The 21,787-nt window shown below is 43.4% G+C and carries 22 protein-coding genes; 12 read left to right on the plus strand and 10 right to left on the minus strand.

From position 1 onward, the window contains the following. Positions 1 to 100 precede the first annotated feature (100 nt). A complete protein-coding gene (locus JEY82_RS08465) occupies positions 101 to 880 on the plus strand; it encodes a ParA family protein (RefSeq protein WP_304084882.1) in 780 nt (259 codons plus the stop codon). Between the two features lie 64 nt (positions 881 to 944). On the opposite strand, the gene JEY82_RS08470 is transcribed toward JEY82_RS08465, so the two are convergent. Beyond that, positions 945 to 1,385 carry a hypothetical protein gene (locus JEY82_RS08470; RefSeq protein ID WP_304084884.1) on the minus strand — a complete coding sequence of 147 codons (441 nt, stop codon included), beginning with the start codon at positions 1,383 to 1,385 and terminating at the stop codon, positions 945 to 947. Positions 1,386 to 1,519: 134 nt separating this feature from the next. Here JEY82_RS08470 and JEY82_RS08475 point away from each other — a divergent pair, with 134 nt between their 5' ends. From JEY82_RS08475 to JEY82_RS08525, 11 genes are all read left to right on the plus strand, one after another. After that, on the plus strand, positions 1,520 to 2,434 hold the full coding sequence (locus tag JEY82_RS08475; RefSeq protein WP_304084887.1) for a ParB/RepB/Spo0J family partition protein: 915 nt from the start codon (positions 1,520 to 1,522) through the stop codon (positions 2,432 to 2,434). Positions 2,435 to 2,479: 45 nt separating this feature from the next. After that, complete coding sequence (rfaE1, locus tag JEY82_RS08480; protein WP_304084889.1) at positions 2,480 to 3,487, plus strand: D-glycero-beta-D-manno-heptose-7-phosphate kinase; 1,008 nt, start codon at positions 2,480 to 2,482, stop codon at positions 3,485 to 3,487. Between the two features lie 117 nt (positions 3,488 to 3,604). Further along, complete coding sequence (locus JEY82_RS08485) at positions 3,605 to 4,870, plus strand: GAF domain-containing SpoIIE family protein phosphatase (RefSeq protein ID WP_304084890.1); 1,266 nt, start codon at positions 3,605 to 3,607, stop codon at positions 4,868 to 4,870. A gap of 27 nt (positions 4,871 to 4,897) precedes the next feature. After that, positions 4,898 to 5,206, plus strand: coding sequence for an STAS domain-containing protein (locus JEY82_RS08490; RefSeq protein WP_304084892.1), 309 nt, complete (start codon positions 4,898 to 4,900; stop codon positions 5,204 to 5,206). A gap of 52 nt (positions 5,207 to 5,258) precedes the next feature. After that, the gene (locus JEY82_RS08495) at positions 5,259 to 6,008 is read left to right on the plus strand and encodes an ABC transporter permease (RefSeq protein WP_304084894.1); all 750 of its coding nucleotides are present in this window, start codon (positions 5,259 to 5,261) and stop codon (positions 6,006 to 6,008) included. 6 nt (positions 6,009 to 6,014) lie between these two features. Beyond that, the gene (locus JEY82_RS08500; protein WP_304084895.1) at positions 6,015 to 6,818 is read left to right on the plus strand and encodes an ABC transporter ATP-binding protein; all 804 of its coding nucleotides are present in this window, start codon (positions 6,015 to 6,017) and stop codon (positions 6,816 to 6,818) included. Between the two features lie 16 nt (positions 6,819 to 6,834). Continuing rightward, positions 6,835 to 7,794, plus strand: a complete 960-nt coding sequence (locus tag JEY82_RS08505; protein ID WP_304084898.1) for an MlaD family protein — start codon at positions 6,835 to 6,837, stop codon at positions 7,792 to 7,794. Next, positions 7,791 to 8,405 carry a hypothetical protein gene (locus tag JEY82_RS08510; protein ID WP_304084900.1) on the plus strand — a complete coding sequence of 205 codons (615 nt, stop codon included), beginning with the start codon at positions 7,791 to 7,793 and terminating at the stop codon, positions 8,403 to 8,405. Before JEY82_RS08505 ends, JEY82_RS08510 begins: the two co-directional genes overlap by 4 nt. A 14-nt stretch (positions 8,406 to 8,419) precedes the next feature. Continuing rightward, complete coding sequence (locus JEY82_RS08515) at positions 8,420 to 8,818, plus strand: DnaJ family domain-containing protein (RefSeq protein WP_304084901.1); 399 nt, start codon at positions 8,420 to 8,422, stop codon at positions 8,816 to 8,818. Then, positions 8,815 to 10,200: a WD40 repeat domain-containing protein gene (locus JEY82_RS08520; RefSeq protein WP_304084904.1), complete on the plus strand. Its 1,386-nt coding sequence runs from the start codon at positions 8,815 to 8,817 to the stop codon at positions 10,198 to 10,200. The genes JEY82_RS08515 and JEY82_RS08520 overlap by 4 nt, the downstream gene beginning before the upstream one ends. Before the next feature lie 48 nt (positions 10,201 to 10,248). Continuing rightward, positions 10,249 to 11,589, plus strand: a complete 1,341-nt coding sequence (locus JEY82_RS08525; RefSeq protein ID WP_304084907.1) for an ATP-dependent 6-phosphofructokinase — start codon at positions 10,249 to 10,251, stop codon at positions 11,587 to 11,589. Positions 11,590 to 11,963: 374 nt separating this feature from the next. Here the strand turns inward: JEY82_RS08525 and JEY82_RS08530 are convergent, their stop codons facing one another. From JEY82_RS08530 to cls, 9 genes are all read right to left on the minus strand, one after another. After that, the gene (locus tag JEY82_RS08530) at positions 11,964 to 13,298 is read right to left on the minus strand and encodes an HD domain-containing protein (RefSeq protein ID WP_304084910.1); all 1,335 of its coding nucleotides are present in this window, start codon (positions 13,296 to 13,298) and stop codon (positions 11,964 to 11,966) included. 80 nt (positions 13,299 to 13,378) lie between these two features. After that, on the minus strand, positions 13,379 to 14,647 hold the full coding sequence (locus JEY82_RS08535; protein WP_304084912.1) for a dihydroorotase: 1,269 nt from the start codon (positions 14,645 to 14,647) through the stop codon (positions 13,379 to 13,381). A gap of 15 nt (positions 14,648 to 14,662) precedes the next feature. Next, a complete protein-coding gene (locus JEY82_RS08540) occupies positions 14,663 to 15,586 on the minus strand; it encodes an aspartate carbamoyltransferase catalytic subunit (protein WP_304084916.1) in 924 nt (307 codons plus the stop codon). 61 nt (positions 15,587 to 15,647) lie between these two features. Beyond that, positions 15,648 to 16,754, minus strand: coding sequence for an amidohydrolase family protein (locus JEY82_RS08545; RefSeq protein WP_304084918.1), 1,107 nt, complete (start codon positions 16,752 to 16,754; stop codon positions 15,648 to 15,650). 77 nt (positions 16,755 to 16,831) lie between these two features. Next, positions 16,832 to 17,179: a hypothetical protein gene (locus tag JEY82_RS08550; protein WP_304084922.1), complete on the minus strand. Its 348-nt coding sequence runs from the start codon at positions 17,177 to 17,179 to the stop codon at positions 16,832 to 16,834. A 121-nt stretch (positions 17,180 to 17,300) separates the two neighbouring features. Next, the gene (gene sppA / locus JEY82_RS08555; protein WP_304084925.1) at positions 17,301 to 18,266 is read right to left on the minus strand and encodes a signal peptide peptidase SppA; all 966 of its coding nucleotides are present in this window, start codon (positions 18,264 to 18,266) and stop codon (positions 17,301 to 17,303) included. 158 nt (positions 18,267 to 18,424) lie between these two features. Beyond that, on the minus strand, positions 18,425 to 18,679 hold the full coding sequence (locus tag JEY82_RS08560) for a hypothetical protein (protein WP_304084927.1): 255 nt from the start codon (positions 18,677 to 18,679) through the stop codon (positions 18,425 to 18,427). A 660-nt stretch (positions 18,680 to 19,339) separates the two neighbouring features. Next, positions 19,340 to 20,260 carry a zinc dependent phospholipase C family protein gene (locus JEY82_RS08565; protein WP_304084930.1) on the minus strand — a complete coding sequence of 307 codons (921 nt, stop codon included), beginning with the start codon at positions 20,258 to 20,260 and terminating at the stop codon, positions 19,340 to 19,342. A gap of 126 nt (positions 20,261 to 20,386) precedes the next feature. Next, complete coding sequence (gene cls / locus JEY82_RS08570; RefSeq protein ID WP_304084933.1) at positions 20,387 to 21,772, minus strand: cardiolipin synthase; 1,386 nt, start codon at positions 21,770 to 21,772, stop codon at positions 20,387 to 20,389. Positions 21,773 to 21,787 lie beyond the last annotated feature (15 nt).

Genomic DNA, 21,787 nt, shown 5'->3' on the forward strand with positions numbered 1-21,787 from the left:
ATTTCAGTCTAATTTCCTATAAATGTTTTCATATCAGTTTTTGACGTGATGTTTCACGTGAAACATGAAAATTGGAATCTCATGAACAAGGTGGTTTCCAGTGGCAAAAAGAATTGTTGTAGCGAATCAGAAGGGTGGAGTTGGTAAGACAACGACATCAATCAATTTGGCAGCTTCATTAGCTGTAATGGAAAAAAAAGTTTTGCTTGTGGATTGTGATCCGCAGGGAAACTGTTCAAGCGGGCTGGGCTTTTATCCCGGCGACTCAAGAGAAAATGTATATTCTGTCTTATTTCAGCCGGAGCGGGTAAAAGAGGCAGTTTTTCAAACTGACATTCCGTTTCTTTCCTTGATGCCTGCGAGTCAGGACTTAGTTGGTGCTGAGATAGAGTTGATTGATAAAATGGGGCGTGAATATTATTTGCGGGAGTTGATCGATAGAGTTGAGGATGAATACGAATATATAATATTCGACTGTCCTCCTTCGCTTGGGCTGCTTACGGTGAACGCACTTTGCGCCGCCAGAGAACTTTTGGTTCCCTTGCAGACCGAATACTATGCCCTTGAAGGCGTGGCTCAACTTTTGATGACTTTCGAATTGGTTAAGAAAAGATTAAATCCTGAAATGACGGTGTTGGGTGTTGTGTTGACCATGTATGATCGCCGCAACAGGCTTGCCAGACAGGTTAAGAACGAAGTTAGAAAGGCTTTTCCAGACAGTTTGTTTGAAACAATTATTCCGAGAAATGTTCGTTTGTCTGAGGCTCCGAGTTTCGGCAAGCCTGCAATATCATATGATGCAAAATCGAATGGAGCAAAGGCTTATATAAGTCTCGCGCAGGAAGTTGTTAAAAGACATGCAGCTATGGAAGTAGATTAAGAAAAATAAAAAGGCCGACATTTGTCGGCCTAATTGTTTAAATACGTGAAGATTTTTAAAATTATTATTTATTTGTGTACTTGTACTTGGCTTCGAAGTTGTTGTCTTTTTCTTCGACAAACGGAGTACACTGAGTCTTTACTTCATCTTTGAAATGTCTTTTAGTGATACGTCCCTGACACTTTGAACATTTAAAGGATACTAATCCCCCAAGGTTGGCTGAAACAAGTCTAAACTTGCGAGGTTCGTCAATTTCCCAGTTTTCGGTGGAGTTGTTGCAAATATCGCAGCTTACATTGGTGTCAATCGGGTAAGGGAAATCCCAGTATTGTTTGAGCTGTACCCAAGCATTCATGGGTTCCGGACGTTCTTCGGGTTCAGATTTTGGGAGCAATTTTGTTATATGCGGCTTAACTTTGGTCCATAATTCAGCTGGGATCAGGGCTCCGATGAGGTTGCCTTTTTTATCGAAAAGTTCTGTAAGATTATCATCGTGATTAGACATGTCGCCTCCGACGTTTATTTTAATGTAACATTGTTAAATGCTACTTTAATCACGCTTTCGATCAAGTCAAAGGAAATAATATATCGAATTTTCCCTTCGAAAGGCGTAAATTCATAAAAAAGAAGGAGAAAACCATGGCAGGCGCAACCGGAGGACTCGGACGAGGACTCGACGCACTACTTGGTGGAGCAAAACTTGATGCACAGAGCAACGCTACATCGGTAGATGCCCGGCAGATAGATATAGATAAAATTATTGCAAATCCCAATCAGCCGCGCAAGGAGTTTGCTCCCGAGGCTTTAAAGGATCTTGCTGAATCAATAAAAGCAAAAGGTGTATTACAGCCTGTTCTGGTTCGTTCGATTGCAGGGCGCAGGGGTTCATTTGAACTGGTAGCCGGAGAACGCCGTTTAAGAGCTTCTAAGCTGGCGGGTTTGACTGAAATTCCTGTGCTTGTAAAAGAAATGACAGATCTTGAAAGTATGGCGATTGCTTTGATTGAAAATCTACAGCGTGAAGATTTAAATCCAATTGAAGAAGCCAAGGGGTTTCAAGAGCTGATCACGAGGTTTGGGCTAAGTCAGGAACAGCTTGCGGGGCAGGTTGGTAAAAGCCGATCAACTCTTTCAAATTCTATGAGGCTATTGACTCTTGCCGAACCGATTCAGAGTGCTATTGGAAAGGGTGATATTTCAGCAGGGCATGGACGTGCTCTGATAGCAGTTGCAGATGATGATGCTCGTTCAGAATTATTTAAAATGGTTCTTTCGGATGGCTTATCTGTCAGACAGGCTGAGAGTTCTGTTGCGTTTTTTAAAGAACATGGATCTCTGCCGAAAGGTGAAGTACCTGTCGTCGCTAAATCAGCCAGCCGCACAAAGAAAGAGCCAAAACAAATTGACGCAGAACTGGCAAATGTAAAAGCTCGTCTGGAAGATTCTTTGGGAATAAAAGTGTCATTCAGCGGATCTTTAGATAAAGGGAATCTGACGATTAAATATTCGTCAGAAGCAGAGCTTGAAAAAATACTGGCACTGCTTGAAGTGTAACTCCGCTTGAAGTCAGATTAGGATATATAAGGATATTTTAAAGATATGGATAAAAAAATTTTAAGCGTATTGCCCAAACTGAAAGGGCAGAAGGTGTTGATTGTAGGTGACGTGATGCTTGATCATTACGTGATTGGTTCCGTGGACCGCATCTCGCCTGAAGCTCCGGTTCCTGTTGTTCAGGTTACTGAGGAAAAGTATCTTCTGGGCGGAGCTGGAAACGTGGCTCGAAATATAGTCGCGCTGGGCGGTGATCCTCACTTGACCGGTTTCATCGGAGCGGATGCAGAAGGGCATGTTTTCAACAAACTTTGCCTTGATTCAGGCATTTCATGTAGTTTGCTCGAATCTGAGGATCGTCCTACCACAAAGAAAACCCGTGTAATGGCTCATAATCAGCAGATGGTAAGAGTTGATAGAGAGAAAACAGATGAGTTTTCTGTTTATCATATGGATCAGCTGTTCTCTTTTCTAGATAATGAGATTTGTGAATACAGTGTGGTTATTTTATCTGATTATGGGAAGGGAACCTTGTCTCAGAAGTTCTTTGACAGGTTCTGGGCTTTGCTTAAAGTGAAAGATCATAATCCGCATGTTCTGGTTGACCCCAAGACCGTTAACTATGATCATTATAAAGGCGTCAACCTGCTTACACCAAATGCTAAAGAAGCAGGTGAAGGCGCAGGTATGGTGATCAAGAGCAAAGATGATGTCCTTGAAGCTGGCAGAAAGCTGTTTGATCGCCTTGATCCAACTCATCTGCTTATCACTCTCGGTGGTGACGGTATGGCTCTTTTTGAATCCCGTGACGTTGTTAAGCATGTTCCGACTTTTGCGCAAAAAGTTTTTGACGTAACCGGGGCAGGGGATACCGTTATCGCAACTTTGGGTTTGGGACTTGCTGCTGGGCTTGATCCGCTTACCTCCGCCGTGCTTGCAAACTATGCTGCCGGCATCGTTGTCGGACAGGTCGGAGCGGCGACTGCTACAGTTGAGGAGCTTGCAGAAGCTGTACGCAACTGGTCTAAGCCGAAAATTACAACTTGGAGCTAATAGCTTATAAGTAATTTTAAATTATGTTGAAATAGTATAGAGTAAAAGCTTACATGAAGCCGAAGAGCTAAATTTTGACGGATCGGGTATTGTACTTAGTCGAAAGTAAATGGGGAGATGGTGTTGAGTAGCCAAGCCGGTAGATTAAAAAAATTGATTCAAGCAAACGAAGTGTTGGCGAGCATAGAATCGTTGGTCGATTTGTTGCCTCAACTTTTAAGGTTGGCACAAGATGTCACCGGAGCTGAAGCCTCTTCTATTATGCTCTATAATAAAGAGAAAAATGTTCTTGAATTTGCTTTGGCTATGAATGATGTGCTGAGCGAAATGAGTATGAATATTTTAAAAACTCGTATTGAGTTGCCTCTTGGTAAAGGTATTGCCGGGTGGGTGGCTTTGCACAAGGAGTCTTTAAATGTCGTAGATGCTCAAAATGATTCTCGTTTTTCTCGTGAAGCGGACAAAAAAACAGGTTTTGAAACCCGCTGTATTTTATGTGTGCCCATAATTCATAAAGGTGAACTTCAGGGAGTTGTTCAGGTTTTAAATTCAAGTGCCAAAGATTGTTTTAATATCGAAGATCAAGAGCTTCTTGAGAGTTTCGGACATTTGGCCGGAGTTGCTCTGGTACGCTCTGAGCTGATGATTCAGAGGCTTGATCAACAGAAGTTTGAAACACAACTTGAAGCTGCTTCCCGAATTCAGAAACAATTTAATCCTAAAACACCTGAACTGAGCGGTGGCAATCATATTTGGGGAAATTCCGTTCCGGCGCAGTTCGTCGGTGGCGATTTATATGATTTTATACCTAATTCGGATGGAAGCTGGTATGTTTATGTTGCGGATGTTTCTGGGAAGGGTCTTCCTGCTGCTTTGATTATGTCTGCGTTGTGGACTCGAATCAGGGCTGCGGCTGTAAAAGAGCTGTCTCCGAATGGAATGATGGAAGAGATTAATAAAGCTGCTTTTGAATTTATGGGCGGCGAAGTTTTTGCTACAATGGTGCTTGCTCGTTTCTATCCTGAAACGGGTAAATGTAGTTATTGCGTTGCCGGTCATCCAGCTCCGTTGCTTGTTGCAGACGGTGAAGTAAAAGAAATGGACAGACCTCATGGGCTTCCTGTCGGAATTCTGGATGACGGGGAGTTCGGTTTAGCTGAGATTTATCTTGAAGAAGGACAGTCCTTGATAGTCGTCACAGACGGGGTTGATGAAGCCCGGAATAAAGACAAAGATTTTTTCGGAACAGAGCGTCTGGCGGAAGCCTTGAAAATCGCGGTAAAACCTCCTTTAGGTAAATCTTTACTTAAAGCTGTTTCCAGATGGAGAGGAAAAACTCCGCCGAATGATGATACAACCGTTATTGAAATATATAAATCTTGATGGTCCGTTTTTATTAAGGAGATGTTTATGAGTTTTGGTTGGAAACTAGACGTTAGTGCCGAAGAAGCTCTGATTAAAATCAGTGGTGAAATTGATTTTACAGGAACTCCGGCTCTTCGTGAAGAGCTGCACAAATTTATTGAAATCTCATCGGGAGAGGTGCGGGTTGATCTTTCTGAGTTGGAATATCTTGACAGCTCCGGCCTTGCTTCTTTGATTGAGCTGCGAAGAATGCTGACACAAAAAGATCGAACCGTTGTGATCATTTCCGTTACGGAACAGGTTGATAAACTTTTGCATCTTACTCAGGTTAAATCATTATTCGGTATGGAATAATTAAGGCGTTTGCTTCATGAAAAGTTGATATTTTCAAACGGAGTCAAAGGTTATGAAAGGATTGCAGGTTCTGGCATGGATGATTTCCCGACTTTTGGGATGCCTGCGCCTGAAAACTGGTCCTAAAAAATCTTTCTATCGTAAAAAACTTTATAAAGATCTCGCCAGCGTCGGGGCCGACTCAATACCTATCGTCAGTGTTATTGCCGGCTGTACAGGTGTTATTCTGGCTTTGCAGGCTGCACAGCAATTGGAAAAAGTCGGGGCTGTCAGCTATGTTGCCAGTCTTGTCGGGCTTACGATCATCAACGAGTTAGGTCCGTTGCTCACAGCTATTATTATCACCGGTCGTTCCGGTGCCGCTTTTACTGCCGAAATTGCCACTATGCAGATATCTGAAGAGATCGATGCTCTTGAAGTAATGGGTATCGAACCTGTTCGTTTTCTTGTCGTTCCCAAATTGATAGCCATGCTCATCATGGTACCTTGTCTTACAGTCTGGGCTGATTTTGTAGGAATTGTTTCAGGTGGCATTTTCTCATCTGTTGCTCTCGGGATAAACGAAGTTACATATTTCAATAACACAGTGGAATTTCTGAATTTACGTGATGTCTTTGCCGGATTGGTCAAAAGCGGAGGTTTTGCCGTTGCGATTACAGTGATCGGGTGCTGGCAGGGATTTCTTGCTCGGGAAGGAGCCGTTGATGTAGGTCGTAAAACCACAAATTCTGTAGTTATATCAATATTTATGATTATTTTGTTAGACCTGTTTTTTACAACACTGAATTTTCTTTTTCGTTAAGTGATCATGAAAGTATCAAGACTTGCACAAGACATAACTTTAAAAGAACTCAGCCTCGGGTATCCGGGAAAAGTGCTGATGGCGAATCTTAATGCCGTACTTCCGGCAGGTAAGATCAGCGTAATTCTTGGCGGTTCGGGATGTGGCAAGTCGACATTACTGAGACATATTTTAGGTTTGAATGTTCCAGTTTCAGGCGAAATTTTCCTTGGTGAAACAAACCTCACCAAATTGAAAGATGAAGATGAGTTAAGACTTATCCGAACTCGCATGGGAGTCCTTTTTCAGGACGGGGCAATGCTCGGGTCGCTCACTCTGGGTGAAAATGTGGCTTTGCCTTTGCAGGAACATACGGAGCTTCCGGATGTAATTATTGAGGAAGTTGTGAACATGAAGCTTAGAATGGTTGGTCTCGGTGAGTTTACTCATTATTTCCCCAACCAGCTTTCCGGCGGAATGAGAAAAAGAGCGGGACTTGCTCGAGCAATGGTCATGGATCCGACAACTCTGTTGTGTGATGAGCCTTCATCGGGACTTGATCCGATCACCGCGGCAGATCTTGATCAATTAATTTTGAAACTTAAAGAGACATTTAATGTAACGACTGTAGTTGTTACGCATGATCTCGACAGCTTGTTTAATATTGCGGACCATGTTGTGGTGCTGCATCAGGGTAGATGTTTATATCAGGGTGATCTGGATGGCCTTAGAGATTCTGACGATGAGTATCTGATAGATTTTCTGGAAAGACGGCCGACTGTAATAGATAATTCAATGGCAAGATCAGTAAAGTTTAGAAGTAGATTATGATTTTTGGGGGATAAAAATGGTACTCAATCCGCGCAGTTCAAAGACCGATATTATTAAAGCAAGTTTAGCCGCATTAGGCGGGTTAACTGTGTTGGGGTTATTTATTGTTTTTCTAGGCGGTCATGATTTCTTCGCTGATTATTCTACTTACAATATTTCATTCCGTAATGTGAAAGATCTTACTTCCGGAAGACCTGTAAAATATGCGGGTCTTAGTGTCGGCAAGGTTGGAACCATAGAAATTGATGAGCAGAATCCGGGCCGTATTTCTGTGGTCATTAATGTGGACAGGGATTTTGCACTTTATGAAGGCACTGTTGCAACAATCACTCAGAAAGGACTTGTGGGTGATAATTATATTCTTTTGGAGCTTGAAAATGAGCCGGGTTCTAAACTTGTGCCCGGAGCAATTATTCCAGTTGCAGTGACCTTAAGTATGAATGATGTTGCTGCTGAAATAGGCAAAGCCGTTGCTGCCGTTGCTCCAAAGCTGGAAAAAGCCGCAGAAGGCCTCCAGGCTCTTTTTTCCGGCGAGAATAGGGCTAACCTTGAAAAAAGTTTAAAAATTGCTCCTGATGTGCTTGCGCAAACTAACGCTACGTTAGTTTCATTCCAAAAAGAGTGGGTTAAGCTTTCTCGAACTGCTTCCACAGGAATAAAATCGGGAACTAAAAATCTTGGGGATATAACAGTTGAAATTGCCGACACTTTGCAAAAGGTCGAAAAAGTCCTTCAATCTCTGGAAGGAGATATGAAAAACACTTTGCAGAGCGTGAACGGTGAAGTCACGAGAGTGGCCGAGGGTGTTGACGGATTGACATCAGATCTTCGCAAAAATCTAGAATATGATCAGGAAGAAATTGAAATTATTCTTTTAAATGTAAACAGACTTTCCCGAGAAATGAACAGGTTGGCCAGATCTCTTCGGGAACGTCCGTGGCAGGTTCTCAATCCTCCTGAAGGAGCCGGAAAATGATAAAAAATATTTTAAGCATATCCTTACTGGTTGTTGTTCTATTTGCTGCCGGTTGTATTGGCGGAAAATCTGTGGAGAGTTCTTATTTACGGGTCGGTTCAAACGCTGAGCTTAAAACAGTTTGCGAAGAAGTGAGACCTGATCTGCCGGCTGTGGCAGTGAAGAGGTTTACGAGCCTTCCTGCTCTAGACCGCGAAACGGTGATTCTTGCAAATGGTCCGGTGCTGACTCCCGATTACAGATGGAGCTGGGAAGGAACACCTGCTGAAATACTTGATATTAAAACTGGCCCGGCTCTTAGCTGTATGAAGAATTACGAAGTAGTTGCTCCGTATCGACCCGGTGTTGAACGAGCATTGATCCTTTCAGGTGTAGTTATGTCTTTTGAAGTGCAGCGCAGTGAAGGAAATATTTTTAAGGGCGCAGTCCGGTATTCTTTATGGGACGGCTCAGGCAAGCGGTTGCTTGCAAGGAAGCTGATAGAGGCCTCGGTTCCGGTTAAAAGTTTGACAGGGCGAGCCATTGCGAACGCCGCCGGAACAGCTTTAGAGTCTATTCTGGCTCAGACGGCGATATGGATTGACGGGTATAGTGAAGAAGCCAACCCTTAGGAGAGCGGCTTGTAATGTTTTTTATTCAGGCTATTGCCGAGGCTAAGATTAAAGAGTCAGAGAGAAAGGGAGAGTTTAAAAATCTTCCATGTAGCGGAAAGCCTTTGAAACTTGAAGATGATTCAATGATTCCATCTGAGTTGCGAATGGCATATAAAGCTTTGAAAAATGCCGGCTATCTTCCGCCGGAAATGCAGCTACGAAAGGATATTTATTCAGCTCTTGACCTGCTTGAAAGCATGGAGGAAGAAAAGGAGCGCTATTGCCAGATGCAGAAAGTAAATGTTCTTTTCGGGAAAATAAAAAAAATGCGCGGGCAGAAAATTTCAATCGACACTGAAGATACATATTACCAGAGTATTGTCGAACGGATGACTCTGAGCAGCAATAAATTCAAGGAAAAAAAGGGATGATCCTCAGATTTTCACAGGTTCAGATTATTATTTTTTTATTTGTTATGATATTGATAAGTGCTCCGGTTTCATCCGACGCACAAAGCTCTGCAAGTTCTAAAGAGAGAGTCGGGCAAACCTATATAGATGTTCCTCCGCAGTTGCGTAAGGGAACAGCTAAATCCTTGAAAAAGTATGTTTCCGAGTTGCTGGGTAAGAAATATGTCAGCACAGGAAAATTGTATGCCCCTCCGTTTGATGGACTTGAGGACAAAATTTATATTTCAGTTACAAGGGAAAAAGCTATTCCTATTATTGCCGGAGGAGTCTCTTCTTATTCCGGTACGGAGGAAGGCCTTGCCGCAGCTCTTTATGACGGTTCTATTCGGCTTTGGAGCAGTTACCCCTGCAAGAAATTGAGACTGCCTTCTGGAAAAGGTGCAGCGCTTGTAGCATATGCGCCAGGAAGCCCTGTTTTAGCCGCGACGGATAGCAAAGGGAATAATCTTTTTATTTACGATTTAAAAACCTGTTCCAGAATACCGGGCGATATTCCCGTTGAGCATGGCCCTGTTAAAATGATGGCCATTTCACGCACAGGCGACTGGCTGGGATTGATAGATAGTTTTAATACACTTTTGAGCGGCCCTTCAAACGGCCCTTTAAAAGAAATGTCAGTGCTGGAAGGAACTCCTCTTTTCCTTGGATATACACCGGGGCAGGGGATTTTAGTTGCTGTTGAAGCTTCAGGTAAAATTGTTACGTGGGGCATGAAGAATTTGTCCCGTATTAATTCTGATGAAGTTACCGGGGGACCTTTTGCTTCGGTGAGGATGTCAGGATATGTTGTCTGTCTGCGCCGTGATGACGGTAAAGAAGTCTACTGGGATCTTCGCAAGCGTGATTTGGTTAAAAAATCAGAGGCGTTGAAGGAATATTCTTCCTGGATTTACGAAAAAGACGGATCACTTGTTTACTCTACCGGCGTAGATCGTTGGAAAGTTGCTGAGCATTTCGGAAGGCCCATGTTTATTGTTTCTTATTCTGCAAAGGAAAAATTGTTCAGAGTTCGTGACCTTGACTCTAAAACTCGTTACTATAGCGCCTTAGACGGAAAAGAGTTTTCAGAAATAAAGACATCTGACTGGAAATTTATATCTCCTAAAAACGGAGTTTATAAAGCCGGTAAAGGTTTGTTTCGTTTATATGATCTTGTGTGTCAAAAAGGAGCTCAAAAGCTTTATTGCCGACATATTGAAGGAAAGGGCTTTTATTTATGGTGGCAGCAGGCAGGGGATGTAGCTGATAGAATTCCTCATCCTATGGAGCTGCCAGTCAGAGAAAGTATTCTGGCAGATCAGCCCGCAATTTGGACCCCCCTGATTCAGGGCGAAATACGGTAACCTCACCTCTTACTGGAGGCCGGACAGTTAGTCCGGAGGAGTTTAAAAGTGGCAAAAAACTCGACCGAAAAGAAAGAATTACTAAATACCGACATAGCTGTTCTTGGAAAAGCTAAAATACCTTCTCCTTTGAAGAGGTGCTATTTCATTGATGATAACGATAGAACTCTTGTTAATTTAGCTGAAGAAGATATGGGACTGACTGATGACAGTACTGTCTATCAGGAGTTTGAAAAAGCCGGTCCACGTGCGTTCACTTATTTTGATCCTTCAAAAACTAAGTGTGCTGTTGTTACATGCGGTGGTCTTTGTCCGGGATTGAATGATGTTATTCGGTCAATTGTTCTCGAAGCTCATTATCTTTACAAAGTCTCTTCCGTACTGGGTATTAAATTCGGTTTGCAGGGTTTTATCCCCAAATACGGACACGATGTAGTTGAACTTACAGCGGATAAAGTAGCAAATATTCATCAATTCGGCGGAACCATGCTCGGTTCTTCTCGCGGACCGCAGGACCCGGAAGAGATAGTGGATGCCCTTGAACGCATGAATATCAGTGTTCTTTTCATGATTGGCGGAGACGGAACGATGCGCGCCGCTCAGAAGATTGTAAAAGAGATCAATAAGCGCAATGTTCGAATCGCTATAATCGGTATTCCAAAAACCATTGATAACGATATCGGTTTCGTCACAAAATCTTTTGGTTTCGATACTGCTGTAGATAAGGCCACAGAAGCCATTCAGTCGGCTCATGTTGAGTCTTTAGGCGTCGTCAATGGCATTGGCTTAGTAAAGCTGATGGGACGTGAGTCAGGCTTTATTGCGGCGCAGGCGACACTTGCTCTTAAAGATGTAAATTTTGTGCTGGTTCCCGAGCATGCCTTTGAGTTTGACGGTGAATACGGATTATTAAGATCACTTGAGAAAAGGCTTGATGAAAGACAGCATGCCGTAATTGTGTGTGCCGAGGGAGCAGGGCAGGAACAATGTGAATATACAGGAGAAAAGGACGCTTCCGGCAATCCTATTCTTTGTGATGTGTGTACCTTGCTCATCCGCAAGGTGAAGGAGCATTTCAAAGAAGTTGGAAAGGATATAACCTTAAAATTTATCGATCCAAGTTATATCATCCGTTCAGTTCCAGCCAATGCGAATGACTGCGTTTATTGCGGTTTCCTCGGGCAGCATGCCGTACATGCGGCAATGGCAGGAAAAACCGATATGGTGGTAAGCAGGTTGCAGGCTAGGTATGTCCATTTGCCACTTGATCTTGTCACACTGAAAAGAAAGAAATTGAATGTTAAGTCTGATTATTGGAGAGCTGTGCTTGAGTCCACAGGGCAGGGGCATCTGCGTAACGATATGGAAAAAGATATTTGTCAGTTTTAGTTGAGATTAAAGATAAAAAAATCCCGCTGAGCTCTAAGCTTAGCGGGATTTTTTTTGCGCTTAAATAACCATGGATTGAACATGGATACTTAATCTTGTTTTATCTTTATGAGAGTTTAAATAATTAGTCAAGTATAATTTTAAGAATACTTTATGCCGTTGAAATAAATATGATCTGAAATGGGCGTGAATGTGTTTGTGTATAATTTTTATAATTCATATTTTTAATTATTTCCAACGGTTTTCCGTCCGATCAATAAAAGTAATTGGATCATTAAGGCAATAACCGTAAACATTAACTTTTTCATAGAACGCCAAAAAGCCCGTGCCTAAATTTAGGCACGGGCTTTTAAACTAGCTATTTCTATCAGCTGTTAAAGAAGTTTTTCTTTGTTTGCCTGATGTTTTACATATTCGATAGCTTCTTCCATTGTGCAAACATCTCCGGAAATCTGCGCTGTGAGCAGAGATTCGCGGATGATACCTACAACTGGACCGGGGTTAAGGCCGGTGTGCTGCATGATTTCATTTCCGTTAAGGAAAGGATCAAGAGCTTCTTCTGGAATATCAGCACGTTCAAGCATTTTTATATTGTGGTTGAATTCTTTGTACTGTGATCCGCGAGCTTTGATGTCAGCACGAACCATTTCGATAAGACGAGGGTATTCGTCAATTGCCTTGAATTTTCTGATACCCTTATCAGTCAGCATGAAATGGAAACGCATGTGATTGCGGACCATGTCGCAGATAAGGTCTACATCTTCCTGAGGGAAGTTGAGGCGGGTAAGAATCTTTCTGGTAACCTTAGCGCCAACGCGGTGATGCTGTAGGAACTGCCATTCGCCGTCCACTTCTTCCGCAGTGTAAACTTTACCGACATCGTGGAAAAGGCATGCTGCCACGCCAAACCAGTCATACGGAAGTTCTTCAGGGTAGAGGCGCATTACATCAAGTGTGTGATTGAATACGGTTTCAGTTTCACCTGTTTTGCTGTTTTTGATCTGTGTGAAGCGAGAGAGAGCAGCAATTTCAGGGATCAGTCCGTGCAGAAGCATTGTTTCGAATAGCAGAGAAATAAAGGTGTACATATTTTCTGCTTCGACTTTGCGCCATTCATCCATAATTTCAGGGATGGGAACATAGTCGAGAATGCGTTTGCATGCTCTGATGATGGATGCTTTGGTATTGTTTTCAATGGGAAGATTATAGTTGGCAGCAAAACGCAGCGCTCTAATTCCCATGAGGTAATCTTTTTTTAGAGTCTGGTCAGGGATTCCGAGAAAACAAACTTGCCCGGTGCTGAGCTCAGCAAACCCTTCATAAGAATCTTTTGCTTTAGGGATGTAAGGACAGGCGGAAGACATTGGAATTTCATTCTTCTTTTCCAGAGCCTTAAGCAGTCTCGGTGTCATGCGGGAAACGCACTCTTCGGGATGTGAAGAGTTACTGGTATCCGACATGTAGAAATTGAAGGTGGTTTCTCCCTCTGTCAGAATCGCTGTTATTTCATCTTTTCCTGCGACCTGAACATTTGGAAAAAGTTTGATTAGACCTTTGAAATCAAGTTCGGTGGAAATATCGAGGGCTATTTCTTTACCTTTATCGTCAATGGTAAGCTTTTGAAGCCTTTCGCTGATAATGTAGGCGTCATAGCCATTGCGCATAATGGTTTTACAAATTCCAACCGCGTCTTTAAAGGGTTCGCTCATAGTGTCTCCTTAAGGCGAAATATATTAAATCTTTAATCGTTTACCTAGGTTGCAGAGTTTCCCTCTGCCTTTTCATGGTGTCATACTATTTTTTTGCCGCCAAGGAAATGACTTATCACCCGTCCTTTCAGGGTTTGGCCTAGGAAAGGTGTGTTTTTGCCTTTAGAGTGCATTGTTTCAGGGGAAAGAGTCCATTCTTCGTCCGGGGCAAATAGGAAGAAATCGGCAACATCACCTTTCTTAAAACTGTTCAGCGGCAGGCCGAAAGTTTCGCAAGGAGCGGTGGTCCACATTCGTATAAAGTCATCGAATGTTATTTTGCCGGAAGCAACAAGTTCCCATGTCAGGGACAAGGCTGAATCAAGTCCTGAGATTCCGCAAGGGGCGACCATGAATTCAACTTCCTTTTCATGTGCCGCATGGGGAGCATGATCGGTTGCAAACATGTCGATTATGCCTTCACGGATGGCCTGTAGGAGAGCTTCTACGTCGTCTGCTGTACGTAGCGGGGGATTTACCTTTGTATCCGTTCCATATCCTTCCACAGCCTCTTCGGTGAGCAGAAGGTAGTGAGGGCAGGTTTCAGCTGTAACCTTAACTCCGCGTTTCTTTGCCCATGCGATAAGGTCAATCGATTTCCGGCAGGAAATGTGAGCCAGATGTATATGAATATCGAGATATTCCGCCAAAAGAAGATCGCGGGCAACCTGCGCCGCTTCCGCCACATCGGGCTGTCCGGCAAGGCCGAGAAGGCTTGATACTGCCCCCTCGTTCATTCCGGCACCCAGTTCAAGATATGGATCTTCGCAGTGATCGATTACTGGCTTTCCGGTGTCGGAAGCATATTCTAAAGCTCTGCGGAAAAGTTCGGTATTCTTTACGGGTACTCCGTCATTTGAAAAAGCAACGCATCCAGCATCGGCAAGGTCGTGCATGGATGAAAGCTCTTTGGCTTCAAGTCCTTTAGTCAGTGCGCCGACAGGAAAAAGACGTGGACCGTTCGGAAATGCCGCGTGAGCTTTGTTCAACATTTCGGCTGTGATCACGGCATTATCATTTACCGGGCTGGTGTTAGCCATGCACATGATGTTGGAAAAACCGCCGTGTACTGCGGCCTTGAGGCCCGAAGCGATATCTTCTTTATATTCAAAACCGGGTTCTCTCAGATGTGTGTGAACATCCGTAAGGCTCGGCATGAGCAGGTATCCTCTGGCAGCGACAACCTCGGCTCCTTCGTACATAGCGTCTGATGAAGGGATTATATCGAGTATTTTTCCGTCTGCTACGAGGAGATCGACCTCTTCACCTTTCCATACCGCTTTGCGGATAACCAGTTCAGGATTGGTCATAGTCAATTCTCCTTATTATTTCTTGCGAGTGAGATAGAGATAAAGAAGAGCCATACGCACAGCCACACCGCTTGCAACCTGATCAAGCACAAGGCTCGAAGCTGAGTCGGCCAGTGCTGAGTCTATTTCAACGCCGCGGTTCATCGGTCCGGGGTGCAGTATCTTTACATTTGGTGAGGCTAGTTCCACTTGTTTTGGCCCGAGTCCGAAATAGCGTGAGTATTCCCGCACATCAGGAAGAAGTCCGGCTTGCTGTCTTTCAAGCTGCAGTCGCAGACACATGATAGCATCAACGCCTTTAGAAGCCTCGTTTACATCTGAAAAGACTTCTACCGGCCAGCTTTTGATGTTTGGTGGAAGAAGAGTTCTAGGAGCGCAAAATCTTACTTTAGCTCCCATCATGGTGAGCATAATGACATTTGATCTAGCAACTCTGCTATGCGCGATATCTCCCAGGATGAGCACGGTTTTACCTTCCAGCGCGCCCCATTCCTGATAGAGCGTAAAGCCGTCCAGCAGGGCCTGAGTGGGGTGGGCGTGTCTGCCGTCTCCGGCATTGATCACGCTGCAATCAAGTCTTTCGGCAAGGAAAGCCGCTGCCCCGCTTGCCCAGTGACGGATAACAATCCCGTCAATGTTCATGGCCTCCAGAGTCAGAGCCGTATCTTTAAGTGTTTCGCCTTTGGTTAAGCTGCTTGAGCTTTTGGCAAGGGAGAACGTATCGCAGGAAAGTCTTTTTCCTGCCATATCAAAAGAAGTTTTAGTTCTGGTACTTGGTTCGGCAAAAAAAAGGACCACGCTATGGCCTTTTAATGTCGGTACTTTTTTTACCGGACGGGAATTAATTTCTTGAAAGTATGTAGCAGTTTCGAAAATGTGCCACACGTCCTCTTTCGAGAGTTGTGAAATATCCAGCAGGTCTTTGTGTCGCCACTCCATAGCTGTCCTCTGTTTGCGCCTCTTTCGAGACGGGATTAGTGGTTTGCCGTATATAACGGAGTTATTGAAATAAAAGATTCTCAAGATGGGCGGGGACGGTCGCAAAGACCGGCCTTTTGCCAACTTCGAGAGATCCGTATAAATCTTCTATCATTAATGATTTGGCACCGTTTTTAGTGACCATTGATAAAGCTTGTTGTGATGTAAGCTTTATATTGATCTCTTTTAAAAGATATTCCAGTTCATTCCACATATTAAGATCGTGGTTGGATGCAATACTGTCAGTGCCCAAACATGTGTTAATACCTGAATTAATGATCTTTTCCCACGGAGCACGTCCTTCACCGATGAATTCATTGCTGCGTGGACACAGGCAGACGTTGGTTCCGGTGTCTGCTAAAATTTTTATATCACTTTCAGAAACCTTGACGCAATGAATCGCAAGGGTTGATTCATCAAGTATTCCAAGTGAATGAACGTATTCTACAGGGGACAGTCCTTTGCTTCCGCAATCAGACAGCATCCCGGCTTTCCTGAGCATTTCGGCGAAAGGTCCGGTTCCCTGCCCGACGATTTCGTCTTCTTCTTCATTTTCTGCCAAATGAATTGAGAAGGGGCGTTTTGCCGCAGAATCAGCTTTTTTTACCGCGATTAAAAGCTCTCCACAAGTTGAGTGGGGAGCGTGTCCTGCTCCGGCCGTTCTGCCCAGCGGATAAATCTTGTCAGGAAAAAAAGATGCTCCTGCTTTTGGAATTTTCTGGCCTATAGCTTCGCAGAAACTGTAAAAACCAATCCCGGATTCGTTCATCAGATCAGACATTTTTGAACAGTTGTAGGTAGAGATATCCGCACAAAAAACTGTTCCACTTTCAAGCATGCCGGACAAAGTCTTATTGATGGCATCTGTTTCAATCTCGTAAGTAGGGTTTTTCAGGAGTGATGTAATCCAAGACATGAACCCTTGGCCTTGAACAGTTTTTCCCTCGAGATGAGAAAGCTCAAGGTGAACGTGTGCATTGATAAGGCCGGGAACAATAGTCACATCTCCGAGGTCTGTTACGTCGCCGGAAAAATGGTTTTTAATAGAAGGCCATGTTCCCGTTTCCAGAATTTCGGTTTCGTTGTGGATCAGAGCAAAGTCGTGGATAAGACTTTCTCCGGATTTCATTGTGACGGCTCTAGCCGCTCTTATACATTTGTTCATGGGCAAAAAAATGCCGGGCCATGAGGCCCGGCTATGTTTACTTATGGTTTTTCATAAAAGACATAATTAGTGGAGTAGTCACTGAATTCGAAATAGACTTTCTTTTCGTCAGGATCTTTTATGCCGTTGAAGTTGGCATCAAGGACTCCGTAGCCGAAACGGTAAGGGCGCTCATATTTTTCGTTGGTTCCGGTTGCGGTGGAGAGTTTGTCAATTTTTACAAATTTTCTGACGAGCTTTCCGCCGGAATAAACTTCAAGAACTCCGTTAACGCCGGTCCAGTTCTGAATAGATCTGCCGATTTTATTTTGAGTTTCTTGAGTACATCCTGCGAGTAAAGCAAAAGATACGAGAGCAAGTACTGCAAGTATGGTCTTAGTTCTGTTCACTGAGGACCTCCTGAGAGTCTTCGCCGCATTGCGCGACAAGCTGGAAGTTCATACATCTTTTTATGATTAAAGCAAAGGATGTCAGTAGTGGTTCCTCGCTTTTTTAACCGATATTAACCCGCTATTCTGCGGCTGGATACCATAGATAATGAAAGCCGGCTTTAGGTGGCAGAAGATGTCCGGCATCTATATTTATAAGAGCAGGAGCAACTGCTTGAGATGATGCTGAATTGTACAAAGTGTCATTAGGGTATGTTTTACGTTTGTAAGTTATCACCTTCGCATTTTGTGGAATTCCGGCAAGTTCGCAGGCTTTTGCTACCGCATCGGGAACATAGCCTATGCTGTCTACAAGGCCGACTTTTTTCGCGCCGTCAGCACTGAAAATCTGTGCCGTGAATACTTGTTCCATATTTGTTTTTGATACAGAGCGATGATTTTGAACAAGAGTCTTAAATCTGTTCGCGTAATTGGTGATAATTTTATTTATAATTTCTTTCTGCTCTGGGGTGTCCGGTTTAAAAGGGAATCCCATATCTTTATTGCGGCCTGATTTGGAGACCTCAACAGAAACGCCGATCTTATCCATTAGTCCATCAAATTTGGGGCGGATGAAAATAACTCCGATTGACCCCGTCAAAGTTGTCGGGTGTGCCATGATCTCATCGGCAGGAAGGCTGACATAGTATCCGCCGGAAGCTGCTACATCCATCATTGATACAACTATTTTTGCACCGGTTTTTTTCTTAAACAGCATGAGCTCATTATATAAGACATCGCTCGCTGTGACCGAGCCTCCCGGAGAATTGATTTTGAGCACCACAGCTTTGATGTCATCGTCTTTTTCTGCGAGTTTCAGGCGCGAGGAAACTTCCTGCACCAGACTGGGCCTTGCAGCGAAAAGTCCTCTTTTAGGCCGATCAGATATTGTTCCGTCGATTGAGATTACTAGAACTTTATCGGAAGCTTCGCCTTGAATGGTCTTTTCCAGTAGTGGATCAGTGCCATCAGGAAACAAGCTCATTTTGGGCTGGCAACCACAAATCAGAGTTGTAGTCAGCAGTATCAAAAGTAATATTTTTTTCATTTGGGAGCACTCCGTTTTTTTGTTTAAAAATAGCAGAACAGGAGTGTTTAAGCAAAGGATGTATGTTTTAAAGAAAGCAGAAATGAGTAAGGCCCCTTGAAAAGTGATTTTTAAGGGGCCTGATGTGACGGGTTCAGTATATTTAAATTAGCAAGGTGCTAAGACATGCGTGCTAGTTGACGTCTGTACTCTGGAGATATGTTAAGTCTTTCGATGTCGCGAAGATTAACAAGATTCCCTCTCATTTTTGCACGGGACTGCTGTCCGCTACGGATACATAAGATTGTCCAAGCTGGAAGCCAAAGTCCGAAAGTTGCGAGGGTAAGAACAGCGTGTAGGCTGTGGTTAACATTACTTCCGCTAAGAGCGTGGCGCTTAGCAGCCCATGCTTTGATAGTTCTTAATGTGTACATATTTATATCCTCAAAAAAACTGGTTGGTTTTGTGTCGTTCACAATTCCCACCTATGTCCGGTCTTAATGCAAGTCAACAGTAATCAATGTATCAGCATCAAAAGTATAGTAAATATTGTTCAGCAATTTGTTTTGTTGTTAACATAACGAAATGTCTGGAATTAATAGTAGGCTTAAAACTGGTTTACGACTTAATTTTCATTTTTATGAAGGATTGATTTAGTAATCATTGCATAGAGCTAAGTCTCTTTTGTTATGTTTTTCATATGTACGGTTTAACAATATTGACAAAAGAATATATGTCTTAATGTTCTGAAATAATGATATTTATTATTATTTACGAGGAAAAGATGACATTTTTGTCATCAGCCGTGCACGAAGATGAAAGCTTTGAGTGATCAGCCAATCACGTCTTCTTAATGTTGTTTGATAGCAGTGTAAATAGTGGTAATGCAGTGTTGATGTATATCTAATGTATTATTTGTGTGAGTTAAATTGAAAATATAAAAGTTGCAGTATTTATGCAGAAGTCCTTCTTTGAAAAAAGAGAATAAAAAATAAAGCGTTGCTTGGAGAATAAAGTTTGCAAAATTAGACAAAATAAAGAATTATAGAATGGTAATTGATTTAAAGTTAGAATTTTATTCTAGACAGAGGCGCTCACCCATGCAGCCGCAAATGTTTCAAATGAGAAGTCTTAAGCAGGCACTCAGTCCCTTCGCATTTCGGAAGTTCGGTAATAATATCATCCACCTCAAATCTGGGTATGAAAGGGAGCGTCCGTTTAAGGGAATGGCGCCAGTTATTATCAGCCTTGGCAAGAGCCAGATGGTCACTGCCGATGGGGTCAAATTTCAGTGCGGTGGCATTATGAGGATCGTTAAGCATGTTCACAACCAGTCTATATGAATAGTCCAGTATGGATTGAAGGTATTCAGCCTGATACGCTGGAATGACTTTTTTTGAAAAATTAAGAGAGGCATTAATGGATTTATATTCCAGTAATCCTATGGTTTGGCGGAAGACTCTTTTTTTAAGAAAAAAGCTTAATTTTTTAGAATCCATATATTCACGAAGATTCAGGTCTGCATCCTGATTGGAGTGCTTGAACAGCCTCGCCGCTTGTTGCACTGACCAGTTTGCCTGATCGTCTGCGAGCATTTCAATATAAACATGGCTCAATTTTCCGCTGGATGGAGCCTGCTTCATAAGGTTGGGAACATAGTAGTTGTGAGCAACAATATCTGCCGCAAGGTGTGACAGGTAGCCTAGGGCGTATGCTTTAAGGTGTGGATCTTTGGCCGCGTCAAACAGTGCGAATCCCGTCTGCCAGTTGTGGCTGTGTTTCTTTTTGGCCTTGCTTCCCTTGCCGATAAATATATCAGCACTCAAACATCCATATAAAAAGATGGGTGCATTTGCGAGAAGCAGTCTTGCAATCCCGGCAGGAAGAAGTTCCGGGCGGGCAATTACAGCATTACCTATCGCCATGTGAATTCCCGGTCCCCATGCAAAAGAGGTTGCGGCAAAACCCAGAATAGCCAGTGAAGTAATAAATAAAATCAGAACTGTTTTTTTCATATTCTTTACGATTATAGTTGTTCTTTTTTTTAAGCATTGCGGTCCGTTTAAATTATAAAGAGGACCTAATTGTAAAGAATAATGCCGCGTTGATGTGCGGTCAAGTTATAAGGGCAATGAAGGCTCTTATAGAAGCGGAGCTATCAACCTGGCTATGCCTTCAGCTGTGTCACGTATTGGGCCAACCTGCTGAACTCCCTGCCTTCCTTCATTCATAAGCCCTTCAACCCAGTCATGAACAGGTTTAATTTCTGCTTTGGAATATGAGAACATTACTATTTCATAGTTCAGAAATAGACTGCGCATGTCCATGTTTGCTGAACCTACAACGGCGAGTCTGTCATCAACTACAATAACTTTAGCGTGTACCATGTGCGGATATTTGATAACTTTTCCACCGCATTCTGCTAATTCTCGCAGATGTGTGCCACGGGCAAGGTCGGCAAGTTTATGATTGGATTTAGCCGGGACCAGCACCCTTAAATCAACACCGCGTTGAGCAGCAAGTCTAAGCGCCTGAGCAAGAGCCTCGTCAGGCACATAGTACGGAGTTACAATCCAGAGTCTTTTTTCAGCAGTATAAGCCGCAGTGAGCAGAGCATCATGAACAGGGTCTTTAGGAACATCCGGCCCCGATGGCACCACCTGCACAACACCTTCTCCGCTGATGGCGGAACCTTTCAGGCAGGGCGGAATGATATTAACTGTTTCATGTGCGGCAAATTCCCAGTCAGATTGGAAGACCTCTAAATAATGGCGCACCGCAGGGCCTTTCAGGACAAAGGAAAGATCTGTCCAGCGGTCTTTAAAAGGAGTGGGACCGATATATTCTTTGGCGATATTTGTTCCGCCGGCGAGAACAAGTTTCTGATCGGCAATGGCTATTTTGCGGTGATTTCGCAGATTGGTTCGTCCATGAAAAGGGGCTCGTAAAACAGGCATGAAATAGGCTACCTTACCGCCGTTTTGAAGTATGGGAGCCAGAAATTTTCTGGAGGTGAAGAGTGACCCTATATCATCGAGCAGCAGTCGTACTGTAACGCCGCTTGCTGCTTTTTTTGCCAGTTTGTCTACAATTGCTTTTCCGATTTCATCGCGGGAAAGAATGAAAGTTGTGATCAGGATTTGGTGCTCAGCTGTGTCGATCAGATTAACCAGTTCGTTGTAAGTTTCAACTCCATCCTGACAAAGACGGACTTTATTACCGCAGGTTGCCCCGGGAATATCATATTCGCGCAGAAGAGCATCAATGGGATCAGCCTTTTCCAGAGGGAGGGTTTCCTGTCCGACTAGATGAATGTTTTCTTTGGTGCGAGCATCTCGTTTAAGTTTGCGTCCACCCAAAGCAAGGTAGAGCGGAACACCTATATAAGGAGCGAAAAAGATAACCATCAGCCACGCAAATGCTGCGGATGAGGTTCTTTGTTTACGCAGAATGGACATTACAAGAATTGCGGCAAGCAAAAAACCGCAAACGATCGCAAAATGCCCGAAAAGTAAATTCCATTCCATAATGTCTGTAGCTCC

Origin of the sequence: Maridesulfovibrio ferrireducens (assembly GCF_016342405.1) — a bacterium.
Taxonomy (GTDB): domain Bacteria; phylum Desulfobacterota; class Desulfovibrionia; order Desulfovibrionales; family Desulfovibrionaceae; genus Maridesulfovibrio; species Maridesulfovibrio ferrireducens_A.

Excerpts from the sequence above, each read along its gene's own strand:
- JEY82_RS08470 (WP_304084884.1), bottom strand. The coding sequence starts at position 1,385 with ATGTCTAATCACGATGATAATCTTACAGAACTTTTCGATAAAAAAGGC.
- JEY82_RS08475 (WP_304084887.1), top strand. The coding sequence starts at position 1,520 with ATGGCAGGCGCAACCGGAGGACTCGGACGAGGACTCGACGCACTACTT.
- rfaE1 (WP_304084889.1), top strand. The coding sequence starts at position 2,480 with ATGGATAAAAAAATTTTAAGCGTATTGCCCAAACTGAAAGGGCAGAAG.
- JEY82_RS08485 (WP_304084890.1), top strand. The coding sequence starts at position 3,605 with ATGGTGTTGAGTAGCCAAGCCGGTAGATTAAAAAAATTGATTCAAGCA.
- JEY82_RS08490 (WP_304084892.1), top strand. The coding sequence starts at position 4,898 with ATGAGTTTTGGTTGGAAACTAGACGTTAGTGCCGAAGAAGCTCTGATT.
- JEY82_RS08495 (WP_304084894.1), top strand. The coding sequence starts at position 5,259 with ATGAAAGGATTGCAGGTTCTGGCATGGATGATTTCCCGACTTTTGGGA.
- JEY82_RS08500 (WP_304084895.1), top strand. The coding sequence starts at position 6,015 with ATGAAAGTATCAAGACTTGCACAAGACATAACTTTAAAAGAACTCAGC.
- JEY82_RS08505 (WP_304084898.1), top strand. The coding sequence starts at position 6,835 with ATGGTACTCAATCCGCGCAGTTCAAAGACCGATATTATTAAAGCAAGT.
- JEY82_RS08510 (WP_304084900.1), top strand. The coding sequence starts at position 7,791 with ATGATAAAAAATATTTTAAGCATATCCTTACTGGTTGTTGTTCTATTT.
- JEY82_RS08515 (WP_304084901.1), top strand. The coding sequence starts at position 8,420 with ATGTTTTTTATTCAGGCTATTGCCGAGGCTAAGATTAAAGAGTCAGAG.
- JEY82_RS08520 (WP_304084904.1), top strand. The coding sequence starts at position 8,815 with ATGATCCTCAGATTTTCACAGGTTCAGATTATTATTTTTTTATTTGTT.
- JEY82_RS08530 (WP_304084910.1), bottom strand. The coding sequence starts at position 13,298 with ATGAGCGAACCCTTTAAAGACGCGGTTGGAATTTGTAAAACCATTATG.
- JEY82_RS08535 (WP_304084912.1), bottom strand. The coding sequence starts at position 14,647 with ATGACCAATCCTGAACTGGTTATCCGCAAAGCGGTATGGAAAGGTGAA.
- JEY82_RS08540 (WP_304084916.1), bottom strand. The coding sequence starts at position 15,586 with ATGGAGTGGCGACACAAAGACCTGCTGGATATTTCACAACTCTCGAAA.
- JEY82_RS08545 (WP_304084918.1), bottom strand. The coding sequence starts at position 16,754 with ATGAAATCCGGAGAAAGTCTTATCCACGACTTTGCTCTGATCCACAAC.
- sppA (WP_304084925.1), bottom strand. The coding sequence starts at position 18,266 with ATGAAAAAAATATTACTTTTGATACTGCTGACTACAACTCTGATTTGT.
- JEY82_RS08560 (WP_304084927.1), bottom strand. The coding sequence starts at position 18,679 with ATGTACACATTAAGAACTATCAAAGCATGGGCTGCTAAGCGCCACGCT.
- JEY82_RS08565 (WP_304084930.1), bottom strand. The coding sequence starts at position 20,260 with ATGAAAAAAACAGTTCTGATTTTATTTATTACTTCACTGGCTATTCTG.
- cls (WP_304084933.1), bottom strand. The coding sequence starts at position 21,772 with ATGGAATGGAATTTACTTTTCGGGCATTTTGCGATCGTTTGCGGTTTT.